Annotated in this window: 6 protein-coding genes; all 6 read right to left on the bottom strand. The window is 40.1% G+C overall.

The window, feature by feature from the left end:
• Positions 1–4,627: Ig-like domain-containing protein (locus RIC88_RS04350; RefSeq protein ID WP_350216261.1), on the bottom strand; the 4,627-nt coding region annotated here is incomplete at its 3' end.
• Between the two features lie 196 nt (positions 4,628–4,823).
• Complete coding sequence (locus RIC88_RS04355) at positions 4,824–6,806, bottom strand: OmpA family protein (RefSeq protein WP_350216262.1); 1,983 nt, start codon at positions 6,804–6,806, stop codon at positions 4,824–4,826.
• A complete protein-coding gene (locus tag RIC88_RS04360; RefSeq protein WP_350216264.1) occupies positions 6,803–9,379 on the bottom strand; it encodes a two-component regulator propeller domain-containing protein in 2,577 nt (858 codons plus the stop codon). The genes RIC88_RS04355 and RIC88_RS04360 overlap by 4 nt, the downstream gene beginning before the upstream one ends.
• Positions 9,379–10,365, bottom strand: a complete 987-nt coding sequence (locus RIC88_RS04365) for a hypothetical protein (RefSeq protein WP_350216266.1) — start codon at positions 10,363–10,365, stop codon at positions 9,379–9,381. Before RIC88_RS04365 ends, RIC88_RS04360 begins: the two co-directional genes overlap by 1 nt.
• A gap of 1 nt (position 10,366) precedes the next feature.
• Complete coding sequence (locus RIC88_RS04370; RefSeq protein WP_350216267.1) at positions 10,367–10,924, bottom strand: PKD domain-containing protein; 558 nt, start codon at positions 10,922–10,924, stop codon at positions 10,367–10,369.
• Between the two features lie 368 nt (positions 10,925–11,292).
• On the bottom strand, positions 11,293–12,390 hold the full coding sequence (locus RIC88_RS04375) for an outer membrane beta-barrel protein (protein ID WP_350216268.1): 1,098 nt from the start codon (positions 12,388–12,390) through the stop codon (positions 11,293–11,295).
• Positions 12,391–12,754 lie beyond the last annotated feature (364 nt).

Raw genomic sequence — 12,754 nt, forward strand, 5'->3', positions numbered from 1 at the left:
CAATCACCAACTCATCAGTTGTCACATCGGATACTTCATTTCCGGCTTCATCCGTGATCGTTGCTGTAACCGGGTAAGTGCCCTCGGTAAGCGCTGTGATGCCACTCAAATCTAATGACCAGGTATCTCCACTGTTGGTCAGCTCTGCATCTGTTCCTAAAATATAGGTCGTGCCATCTACTGTCACCGAAAACATTTCTGCATCTGAAGAATCAAATGAACCTGTAAGCGTAGGGTTGGTGTTGGTCGTCTGGCTCACTACCGAAGGGGTCGCTGGATCTGTCGTATCAATCACCAACTCATCGGTCGTCACATCGGATACTTCATTGCCGGCTTCATCTGTGATCGTTGCTGTAACCGGGTAAGTACCTTCGGTAAGCGCAGTGATGCCACTTAAGTCTAATGACCAGGTATCTCCACTGTTGGTCAACTCTGCATCTGTTCCTAAAATATAAGTCGTGCCATCTACTGTCACCGAAAACATTTCTGCATCCGAAGAATCAAATGAACCTGTAAGCGTAGGGTTGGTATTGGTCGTCTGGCTCACTACCGCAGGGGTCGCTGGATCAGTTGGATCATAGGTGATATTTCTTGTCGCTGTAGTTGCAGAATTTCCCGCCAAATCATCTACATCAGCAGAAACAGTCTCAGAGCCATCAAATGCCTGTACATCAGCAGAAGGAACTGTAACGCTCCAAGTACCACTACCAGTATCCCCCGTGTATGTTTTTCCTTTGACGGTAACCGTTACTGTTTGTCCGTCTTCTGCATCTGTTGTGCCACTAATTGTTAAATCTGAATCATCTTCAGTTCCGTTGATGATGTTATCTCCAGCAATTGTACTGATATTAATGACTGGAGGTGTTGTATCTCCTCCTGTTATAGCAACAGTAAATGCAACTGGTGATGAAGAACAACCTGTACCACTATTGACTACAGTAATGGTAGCATTATATGTATCTACAGCCGCTGCTCCCGGAACAATTAAGGATATTGGCGAAGTAGGAAGTGCAGTTGCTGCAACATCTACAAAACCTTCACCTTCTGCGGTTGCATCAAAGTCAATTGTATATTGATTGGGACTATTAGTTGTTGCTGTATAGGGAAGATTAGCCGATGTGGTTCCCTGAGAAACCGATGGGCTTGTTCCTAAAGTAATAGTAGGTGAACTGTTATTGGATAAATTGATTGATCCGGTAATCGTGTTTGATTGACAATTTGTTGTTCGATTCTTAATTCTTATGTTGGTATACGCTCCTTCATCTAAGTCTGTAATGGCTATTCCTGAAGCAGTTGCCGTAATTAATTTAGTGGTTTGAGGCGTTCCATTTAAAGAATAATCGACATCAAAATCCCCGGATGTAACCCCTGTCAACACAATTTCACCATTAGGTGTATTACAATTGGTTGGTTGTGTGTGGGTGCCTTCTGCAATCACCGGAGCACCAGGATCAGATAAATTGACTGGTCCGGCGAACGCAGGTGAAGTGCATCCCAAAACGGTCACTTCAAAATTGGTGTATGAACCTGCATTTAATCCGGTAATGATATACTCTCCACTGGCATTTGAGGTAAACGCCCCATGGTTGACCGTTACTCCATCATCCAGATAATTTAGAGCTGAGTAAGCTGTACTAATTGCCAATCCACCGATGGTAATTGCGCCATCAGAAGCTCCACACGCACTAATAGCAGTAGATTGTGTTGCTGATCCTACAACAGGATCAACCACAGTAATTGTGAACCCTTGAGCTTCACTCGTGCAGGTAAGGGAATTGGAATTACGAATCGTAAAAGTTCCATTATAGGTGCCAGCAGGTGCATTCGCTGGTACGGTAATAGAGATCGGACTTGTTACTGTGGTATTATTGGTTACATCTATAAAACCACTTCCGGCCGCCTCTGCTGCAGCATCAAAATCGATGCTGTAGTCAATTGCGGGACCATTTGAAGTGACTGAATAAGCTAAATCGACAGACACATCTCCTTTACACACTTGTAGTGCACTTGAAGTAAGTGACACGACTGGTAGAGGCTTAACATCAACGTTTATTGCTGGAGTAAATGTAGTTTCGCAGGTTATTCCAATTTTTTGTGCCTTGACGGCTATGCTGGTCACTGTTGAAGATAGTCCGAAGGAAGTCAAGCTAAGCGCTGTTCCATCACCTAGCGCAGCAGGCCCCACTCCATTCCCTGCCTGATCAACCAATTCATACACAATTAAATTTTCAGTTGAATTGATCTGAAAATCAATGGTTTCATTTTCACAAATCGTTGTACTGGTGGTTGCAGAAAAAGTTTGACTAGCAGGTGGCTTACATGAAATGGTTACTGTGTTTGAAGGATCGCTTTCACAAAATCCTGATGTTTGATTTGTGATGGTTACGTAGGCTTGCCCTTCTGCATACAGCTTATCAAATGGCGTATCTAATCCAGTAATCTCCCAGGTATTTGTAGTAGCGCCTATTCCTACATTATAGGTAGCTCCCTCAATGGCCGTACCATCGATGTACAGTTGAATAACAAATGCATCTGTGGCGCTTACTAATGTCGTTCCGCTGATAGAGGCATCTCCTTCTTCTATGGGGCTATCTAATGCTAACTGATTAGTTGGATCAGGTGTTTTAGTATTTACGGTAACTGCGCTGGAAGGATCACTTTCAAGCTCCCCGGTATTTGTTGCTGTTGCAGTAATAGAGGATGTAACACTTATTGCCAGTCCGCTATTTACAACCCAACTTCCATTGGAAGCTACTGTCGCCGTTGCACCTGCTAGTGCACTGCCCCCTATATAAATTTGTATTGTTGCTCCTATTTCATTTGAAATACCATTTACTTCTGTTACTTGTGAAGTACCATCTATACAAAATTCATCTGTTATGATTGGTGTTGCAGATTTTTCTTGTACAAGAACTGCTATTGATTCCGAAGGACATAATCCTGGATCTTCACCAAAAATCGTCAATGATTGACCTGCTTCAAGTCCAGAAATGCCTGAAATAGTCCAGGATGTACCAGTAGTAGTTGTTGAAAAAGTAGATTTAACACCATCAATATATAAGGTAATCGTAGCTGTGCCTGCTGGAGGTGCACTTAGTGATCCCAAAACAGAGGTACTATTAGTTAATATTGGATTTGTAGTAATAGTAGGTGTTGGAGAATTTGCAGCTCCATTACAAATAGGAGAAGGATCTGATTCACACTCAGATGTACTTTTTGAAGTTAGGTAGTATGATCCTACTGCAAAACAATTGCCGGTTCCACAATTTAGCTCAAAAGTGGCCACACCTGTTCCATCTGTAGTCACCGAAACTGGGTTTTCTGCAGGTGCCCACTGCCCACCTGTCACAACAGCATCTGTAGATGAATTATAAAGTGTTATCGTATAGCTCGTGTTAGCTAGACCTGAAATATTTCCAGCTACCCCTTTAGCTCCCGAAACTAAAGCAAGACCTGTTGGGGTGTTTGAGCATGTCGCACCTACTGATGTTTCATTACAGTCTGAATAAGATGCAGACTTCTCTGATGTACCGGTTGCTGTTGCTGTTGCTTCTGAAACAGAGGCGGCTGCAGTAAACACCTCGTTTGCAACAGCAGCACTAATAGCTAAGGTCCAGTTGCCGGCACTTACTGTTGTTGTCCCTTCAGAAACGCCATCACGGAAAACTTCAATAGTTGCCCCATCTACCTCAGAAGATGTTCCACTGACTGTGGTTGCTCCCACGGCAATAGGTCCAGTGATAGCAGGACAATCTGCTCGTGGTGAAAGTGTTGTTCCAGACCCAATATCGTCTGCCGAAGTGGGAGGAAAAACATCAATCAAATCCTCCCATAAATCGTCGGTAATACCAGTATCATCATCAATTCCGCCTAAATCTGAAATTCCATTGTTACCTGTAGCCTCATTTGGATTGATGACTGTTTGGCCAACCATCCGTAATGGGGTAGATGTTGTGATACTTGGAAACGCAGCAGTAATATCTGCAAACGGGATATAGAAATCATAGAAATAATCATCGTCTCCACATACCTCAGAATGAGCAATGGATTTCTGAGCATAATTATCATAGGGTCTATCCACTGTAGCATCTCCAATTTCAGTAGCGCTTGTGGTACCATCGATATCATATAATCCAACTCCAAAATTTGTACGGAGAACTACTTCAATTTCAAAACCCGGATTTCCTGCCGTGTAGTTTGGATCAGCGTTTGCTCCGGTAGCACCGAATTTTTGATCTGTGTCAATGAGTATTGAATACGATTTTGAATTATTTGCAGTACCACCCAGTCTAAAGCGAAACATCAAATTATCGCTGGCATCTAAATAGGTATAGATTGTGTGGTTATCGTCAGATTTAACCAGATCCGTAAATCCACAAGATGGACCCGGACCAAGGTCACTATCAGGCTCTGAAGCTCCTACACTTGGTAATGGTGTATATGGAATTTCGCTTTCATCTTCATCTTCATTGACAAAACCGTTTGCATCAGATGATGTATATCCATCTAGGTTTGGATCTAAAACTGATTGTCCAGTGGCAGCTGGTTTGTAAATCAGTCCTTTGGTTTGTGAAAACGAGGTGAATACACAAAGTATAAAAAATGAAACGATGAAGTATTTATTCATTTTGCGGTCTTATTAGAAGATAAAAATCGAGATTTCACACGCGACATTTACCGGTTTTTCGGTGAGCTAAAGAAATGGTGGGGTAGATTACATTTTTTCCCCGTTTGGATGAAAAAGCCAATCAAATGATCATTTAGAATAGAAAAAGCCACCTTCTACTAATAGAAAAGTGGCTTAAACTCTCAGGTTAAAAATTTTATATCTCCCTTTTCACAAAAGAAACCTCTGTCCTTCTGTTTTGTTGATGCTGATCCTCATCACACTCAATCTCGTCTTCACAGGTATTTACCAAATGATCTTCACCAACATTTACTTTGTCAATTCGTTCTGCATTTACGCCCATTTCTATTAAGTAGAAAGCCACGGAATTAGATCTTCTCCTGGCTAATTTTCTATTGTAACTATCGCCTGCTCTTGAGTCTGTATGAGACGTAAGGACGATCCGCACATCTACATGTTCAATCATGAAATTAGCAGCTTTGGTCAACACATCTTTGGAGCGTTTTCTAAGATCCGATTTGTCCAGATCAAAGTATACCATATCGAATTTCAGGGTATCTCCTGTAGAAAACTCATCTACAAAAGGACTTGTATCTTCATAGGGCTTTATTCTATTATCAACTATGGTAGCAGCATCCGGAATATCTATTCCATCATTCGGTTTCTCAAGTTTTAAATAGATTCTGTCCAACCAAACGGTATCTCTGTTTTCAATTTCCCTATCAATTACATCAACTAATTCATATCGGTATTTCCCGGCAGATACTTGCCACCTTGTGGTTAGAGGTGCCATCAATTGATAGGTGCCATCAATCCCTGATCGGGTGTATAGATACTCACCGTTTTCATTTTTAAAAATTACGTCAGCTTTACTAATTCCGGTCTCTGAGTCTTTATCAAAGACTTCACCCATTACAACCACATAGTCCGGTTTTTTGATTGAAAATTTATAAATGTCATCGCTGGTTGTCTTTTGTCGATTTGAGGTGAAATAGCCTATGTTGTCTTTCAGTATCAACCCAAAGTCATCCATTCTACTGTTAAAAGGCTCACCAATATTTTTCGGATTTCCTACTAGCGACTTACCTGAAAAACCAATGCTATAAATATCCAATCCCCCAAGTCCTTCACGTCCATCGGAGGCAAAAAACAGCTGATCTCCGGCTAGAAAAGGAAAACCATCTCTTCCTTTCGTATTGATTTGGCTTCCCAGGTTTTTTGGTTCCGACCAGGTACCGTCTTCGTTAAATGATATGTATAGATCAGATTCTCCGAACCCTCCAGGCTGATTAGATGAATAGATCAGTACTTTACCATCCGAAGAAATAGCCGGTGACCCATTGGAGAAAGCTTCATTGTTGAATGGAAACGGGACTTCATTGTCCCATTTTTGCTTTTCTTCAATCCATTCTGCAAAAAACAATTTTAAATTCGTCACTCCTTTTTCATCCTGATTAAGCTTTTTGCCATCAAAGTTATTTCGGGTGTATACTACTGATTTATCATCATTGAAAAATGCTAGCGGGCCTTCATGATATGGAGTATTCAGTCCCTCTTCTAAGTAGGTTACGTTATTTGCTTTCGCATAATAGATATCCAGAAATCTTGATTGATCCCAGTTGAACTCCTTTTGCACCCAGTTATTTTTTGGTCTGGAAGAAACAAAGACAACTCCATCTCTATAAAAAGCCGGGCTGAAGTCCAACCCCGGAGAGTTAAATCCGACAGCTTCGATACTGGCTTGGAAAATAGGATTACTAAACTGCTCAAGATTATTTATTGCGTCAAGTTTACGAACTACACGCTCATCACCGGGCACTTCACTCCTATATTCCTCCAACCAGTACCTGGCCTCTTCATACTTACCATTAGTCATTAATGCCTCGCCCAGATAGAAGTAATTAATCGGTTTATCTTGCCTTAGATCAACAGTTTTCTTGAACCATACCTCACTACTGTCAGACATATTCAGGTTCTTATATGAAAGCGCTATTTGGTTGATAACGTAAGGCTGATTTTCCTCAACATCCGGAAGAACTTCTTTGTAAAGTTCTGCTGCCGCCAAATAACTAAATTCCCCAAAGTACTTATCAGCCTTCTTCACAGGATCTATGGTAATAGATTGAGCATAGCTGATTAGTCCAATCAAGTAAACAATGAGATTGATTGTTACTTTCATTTTGATGTCGTTAATTGAGGTTTGTTAGACATTTCTCTCCTTCTCATATATTTAACCAGACTGAGTTCAATTGGAAGTAGCAAGAGAGCTAATACTAAGTTTATTCCTACCTGAAAAATAGGCGTTTCGCCTGCAATGGATTCAATAAATGGTTCTAACTCTGTATGAATATATTCAAAAAATACAAACAGGCTTACAAAAACCATCAATCTTATGATGATTAGGTTGTGTACCTTTTTTGTTAAAATGTAAGTGCTAAACATTACAAGCAGAATAAAAGCTATTTGCAACAGATAAAACCACCATTTCTTCCAGTAGGGATTATCTATCTTAAAGGTTATTTCATGAAAATCATTGCCCCAAAGCTCTGGGTGATCTGACTCCTTTACTTTAAAGGTATACACTCCGGGATCCAGGTTCGTAAATGTTGCCACATTGGATCGTGTTACAGGTGACCAGGATTTGTCATAACCTTCTAACAAGTATTGGTAGTAGATGGCATCCGGATTTTTAAGATTAATTGCTATAAAGTCAAAGGAGATGTGATTGTCAACATGCTCAAATTCTAAATCATCAGGAAGTGTGTTGTCAAGCTTATCACTTTCACTGTATTTTAAAAGATCAGTTGCCTTGAAGAACAAGCGAATATCCTGAATATGCGTTTCGCGTTCCTTTATTTGATGCTGTATATGAGGCAGAATCACTTTTGTAATACCATAAGGATTACCAAACCAGATATTACCATCGCTATCTTTCTGAACCGAATTTATTACCGCTTCTGTTTCACCCAATTCGCTCGGATGATCAAACTGTCTGACCAGTCCATAACTAGGCTGTATCAAACTGAGTCCCATTCGATGACCAACCCAAATTTGGCCTGCTCTGTCTACTTCTACAGCATTGCAAAAGTTGGAGACCAGCCCATTCGATTCATCATACCGCTCGAATTCTGCACCATCGAAACTATACAACCCTTGACCAGATGTGGCAATCCAAATCGTTCCACTTTGATTTTGTGAAATACTGTTGATGTCTCTCGCCGGAAACACCTCATCCTTGGTAAGAAACTGTATTTCTCCAGATGGTTTCAGGATTCCTAGACCTACTGAATGTGCACCAAACCAGACGTTTCCTGCCTGATCGGGCAGAATAGAAAAAATTTCATTGTGATAAAACCCATTTCTTGTGTTGAAGTGATGAATTATCTTTCCGTCATCACTGATGTTGTAAACACCATTTCCGGCAATCGATACCCAAAGATCCTCACCGTATCCCTGGGCCATAAAACGAACCATATGACTGGATGCCGGATCAACAGGATTAAGAGGGACTTGATCGTATGAGCCTGAAACCAGATCGTATTTCACTAAACCCTTATTGGCTGTGCCTAACCAGATCGTTTCACCTCTTACTAATAATTGCCTTATGGCAAACTGACCTGTGTTCTTTATCACCTCGAAAGTCAGGCTATCTTTCCCCTCGTTATTATAAGCTTTTACCAGCCCCTTGTCTGTGGCCAGATAATACAAGTCGGTATTGACCTGGTAAATATCATTGATGCCTTGAATTCCGGCATTTTTGCTTAGCTCATAGTGATGAAAAAAAGCTCTGTTCAATTGAACAAGACCTCTACCAAATGTACCTACCCATATTTCGTTTTCCCGGTCGACATATAAGCTATTGATCTGATCACTTGGAAACCCATGTGCCTGATCGAATCTGGTGATTTTGTGAGGGTGGTTATTTTTTAATTCTATTTCTACCAGACCTGATTGAGCAGTTCCTACCCAAAGTGTTTGTAACTGATCACGAGCTATGGAAGTAACACGCAAATGCTCTAAACTATTTACAACAACCAGCTGCTCATTTTCTCCATGATCGATGTAAAACAACCCGTTATCAGAACCAACCCACAAAACATCATCATGGTGAGGATCTTCATAAAGTGATGTGATTGGTTTCCCAAATGAGCCTTGAACAAAACCTACAACAGATAGCTCAGTACCGTCAATTTTGAGTTTGATCAACCCCTCGCTTGTGCCTACATAAAGATGATCTTCGTGCCTGATCAGGTCATAAGAGATTAATTCTCGTAGAAAGTCAATTTTAGAAAAACTTATTCCCTGCTCCGAGATTAACCCAATTCCATCATTCTGGGATAATGCCCAAATAGACCCATTGGTATCCTTGTATAATCTATTGATTTTACTGGACATAGAATCCGGTGAAACAATCTTCCTGTATCTACCATGCTCAACAATACTTATCCCACCGGTATAATAACCCAATATCAGGTGACCATCATCCGAGACAACCGATGCTGTGACCAGGTTCCCAATGGTGCTGTCGTTATCATTCAAATTGACCATCGTCTTTCCATCAAAACGATAAAGTCCATCGTCGGAACCAACCCATAAATAACCATCCTGGTCCTGAACTATACTATAAATGAATACCCCGTCAAAGTCATGATCAATACCATATTGCTTAACTGTAAAATCCTTCACTCCTCCATAAGAGCTTAGGATTGCAATAAACAAAAGAAAAGGGGCTATTAAATTTTTAACCATCATTAGTTCTTTTTTCGAGTCTTATACTTCACGTCAACTTTGTATTTATACTTTGGAGGGCCACCTATTGGTGAGGAGAAAAATGCCACCGCTTCATCGTACTGATTGGTAACAAAGCAAACCATGTCATTTCTGGAGGTTCTTCTTTTAACAATTTGAAGATCCATTGAGGTATTTTTCTCCTCATCTTCAATCAAATGTTTGCTGATACCCCAGCTATTGTTTGCTGATACATCTGCCTGATGTCTGTTTTTAGCTACAGTGTAAATCAAGACAGATCCCTCCTTGTCAAAATCAAAATTATGCTGGGTAAGGCTGACCATCTCTTTATCTATGAAAGGATATAAATGAGCCACTGAGTTGACTGCTTCCGGCAACCGAAATGAATATTCATAAGTGAAGGCATTTGCTCCTTCAACTGCTCTGTTAATATCCGGCTGTGTGCTCAGAAAATACTTGTATAGATTTCCATCATTTCCTTGAACACCATCCGCTACGATTTTGAAAATATGAGCACCGTTCATTTCTTCAGATTTTTCCCCTTCTAATGGATTGAAAGGGCCAAAGGTGTACCACCTGTTATCATATCTATCATCCGCACTGAAGGTCTTGCTGGCCATCAAACGACCACTTTTATAGTTTCCTACCGGATCTGTTTTTCTGCTATCAGGATCACTATGTGTTCCTTTTCCACCGTAAACTGAAAATTTTGTCATGGTATTCCAAGTCCCATTTCTTTCGTCAATATTGCTTCCGGTGCTTGCATCAAAAACCCTGATATAAACAGGTTTAGTGAATGAAGCCGGTACCACAAAAAAGAATACCTGACTGTAGTCGTCATCTCCCCAGGATTTCTTACTCTCCGGACCGAAAGTGACCAAATAATCAATTTGTTCAAAGCTGCTTGGAACCATCTGGGCGTCAGTTCGGGCTGCTATAAACATCAAACTGAAGAAAAATATTAATAGGAATAGGGTCCTTGATTTCATCTTATTGGATTTTAATAGTTTGAGATGCAGACAGTTCGATCGTTTCATCTCCTTCTGTCACCATGGCTAAGAGCCTGATCGTATAATTACCGGCTGAATCGTACGTATGAGACACCTCGTCCCCTATGCCAAATTGCAGGTCTCCATAATCCCAGAAAAACTCCATATCATCCGGATTGCTATCATGTGTAAGTTTAGATTTGCAAGAAATGGTCTTATCAGAATGATCTATATCAAAACCAATAAGGTAGTCTTCTGATATGGTAATTTCAAATATCCATTCGTCCTGAAACTGAGAAACAATGGATGGATCAATAATGGATAGAACGACCTGATAGGTACCTAAGCTATCATAGCAATGTTCAACGGTCTCTCCTCCATCTACTTCTCCATCGCCAAATTGCCATTTATAGATTAGATCTTCTCTTTCCTCATCAATGGACTCCCTGGCATCCAGTACTATACAGTTTTTAAGGAAGTAAATTGAGTCATAGTCAACTTCCTGTCCATTTATCGCCAGGCTAGCTACAGTAAAGAATAAGGAAATGATTCGACGCATATCTATAGTTGTTCAAGCTCAAATAAACCGGAACACTTTAGGTAAAATCTGAATAATTCGGTGAATGAATAAAAATGCAGGTTGTTTAATAAAAAAGAGGCTGGGAGTAAAAAACTGGGACTAATGAGTGCTATCCTTTCTAGTGTGAGATTTCAAAAATGAAAAATTGATATTTTCCTAAAAAACAGCAGTGATGAATCAACCAATGAACCTTCCAAGTCCACCACCAGCCTGGGAGGTTTTAAGTTTTAGTTGAGTGAAGTCAAAAAAGCTTTATTGGCCTACCATGACATGTTAGACTCTTAAGTATGTGACTAAAGAAATTAAAATGAAAATAATTTCGAAATGAAGTAGCTTAATGAATACTACTAAAGCCTCTTATTAAAGTAAAAACCCATATTTATTATAAATTCAGCACGCACATTTGATGCGTTCCCACCTTTATTAAATATTTGCAAGTCTTTATCAGCCCAAGTCCATCGGGTCTCTGTTCGTAGATAAGATTGGTGCGTAGGTGCATACTCAACACCTAGTGTAAACGCAGTTGCTATTAGTCCTTGGGTACCTCCATTCCGGTTTACAAGTATTTCCGAAATAAATCCATCTTCGTCATTAAAAAACTCTAATCGACCTGTCGTACTATACTTATCTGTAAATCGATATTTTATTATTCCCAATGCGTTGAGCATTAAAGCAGTTCCCGTTGGATCGTTTAATTTTGAATTGGTCTGAGTACTAATGTCTCCTCCCAGGACGGCTGAAACTTTATTATTAGGTTCCCAATTCACAAATAAATTATGATAAGACCGAATTTGCTTTCCTGATCCTTCCGGTGATTCTCTTCCATAAAGATTAGAGTATGAGAAAGAGATCTGCTCATTTACTTTATAAGTAAACAACATACCGATCGATTTTGCATCATTATTGTCGATAAAAAGATTGTAACCACTTACTAAATGAAATTGTGCTTCAAATTTTTCGGACTTCTCATAGGATAGCCTTACTCCACTTTGGTAAAATGGTTCATAAAAAGTCCCAATATCCGTTGAGCTTAAATAATGGTTTTTGGGTAAAAAACTTTCGGCACCAATATGGGTAGTGAAAAAACCCCCATCTAACCAGATATCTTCAGCCACCTCCATACCAACCCATGCTTCCTGTATCGTTTTGAATCTATCTGACCAGGTAGCCTCAGCAATATCGCCGTACTGAATAACAAAGGTCCCTCGTACTTCACCTGTATTATAAGTAGCTCCAATCTCAGCAATGTTTAATCCGAACTGATTGTCTCTTGGTGCTACAGTTATGTAAGGTTGCAGTTCGTCAGAGGCTAACTTATTGCTATATGAAGCATAATAGGTATCAATATACCCTGTTAGTTCGATTTTAGTGGAATCACTTTGCGCTTTCGATTGATCAACTAGTAGTAGGCAAACGGCGTAGAAAGCGATGTTAAATATTTTCATTTAGATAATGGCAATGATTATCACAAATCCAGCTATCTGCAATAATTGTTCGAAAGCAAATACATATACAAAATAATAAAAAAGGAATTCATAAGATACATGCACTTGCCTAATTACAATCAACTGATGTACTAAATGCTAATATCTATAGTGGACGTTGACCGATCAAATTTGGCAAGAGGCCAAACTGGAGGGTAGAACCACCTCTGTACGAAACAACAAAAGCAGTCTAATTAGCTGTTTTAAGCAGTCCGTAGGAGGACATGACGTTTAGAAACCATCCGGTGGATGATTTTAGTCATGAGACAGGTTGCAGCGAGAGCCCCCGAAGGACTGCAAAAAATACTATATATAAATGGTTGAA

Origin of the sequence: Ekhidna sp. (assembly GCF_040220215.1) — a bacterium.
Lineage (GTDB): Bacteria > Bacteroidota > Bacteroidia > Cytophagales > Cyclobacteriaceae > Ekhidna.